This is a genomic window from Catenibacterium faecis (genome assembly GCF_014306455.1).
GTDB lineage: Bacteria > Bacillota_I > Bacilli_A > Erysipelotrichales > Coprobacillaceae > Catenibacterium > Catenibacterium mitsuoka_A.
This window is the reverse complement of record NZ_JACRWG010000156.1, coordinates 1-802: the sequence shown is the minus strand read 5'-3', so window position 1 is coordinate 802 and position 802 is coordinate 1. Positions and strand designations below refer to the sequence as shown.

1 pseudogene is annotated in these 802 nt (G+C 36.4%); it reads right to left on the bottom strand.

The annotated features are described in order from the left end of the window. Positions 1 to 687: pseudogene (locus tag H8909_RS13230) on the bottom strand (DDE-type integrase/transposase/recombinase); the annotation flags it as partial. Positions 688 to 802 lie beyond the last annotated feature (115 nt).

The following is an 802-nucleotide window of genomic DNA, read 5'->3' as shown; positions in this document are numbered from 1 at the left end:
TTCCACCCTGAAATTCATATCCTTGGCGAACTGCACCATCTTATGATTCACTCTCTTGGGTTTTACGTTCGTATCTATGACGGTGGACATGTTATCAAAAAGTATTCTTTTTGGAACTCCGCCATAGAATTTAAATGCGTTAATAAGACATCTGAAGACAATTGGCTGCTCCTTTGAAAGAGTCAGTTCAATATAACTGAATCTAGAGAACTTCAACACCAGATGGAATATATTGACTACAAAAGTCTCACCACTTCTTGAAGTAAGCATCATATTCTCTTTCCAGTCACATTGTGCCATGTCAGCTGGATTAGTCTCATAGCGAGTGTCTCCTCCACCTGATGCACCACCTTTGGATGGTTTAAGCTTATGCTTCTTACAGTAAGCCTTGAAGTTTGAATATGAACCTATTTCACTATCTCCATACTGATCTATGAGGAATTCATAGACACCTTTTCTTGATATTCTGGGAATACTTAATTTTTCTATAATCAACTCCTTGTACGGGTCAAGCCTGCTTGGCTTTGCCCTGTTTCTAGGCTTTCCCTTATAGCCTTCGTGATACTTCTTCACTGTTCTGTAATCTACGCCATACTTTCTGGCAAGATCTGCATAGTTTGGTTTACTTTTAGTAAAATCCATTACGTTAAGTTCAGATTTTAGCTGATAAAAATCATTTGAATTCATCGATATTACCTCCGGCAAGATAATATCAATAAAATGAAAAAGGACAAAATAATTATGTAGGTTTTCCAACATTCTTATGTTGTCTTTTACCTACATTTTTATTTTATCCTTAGCA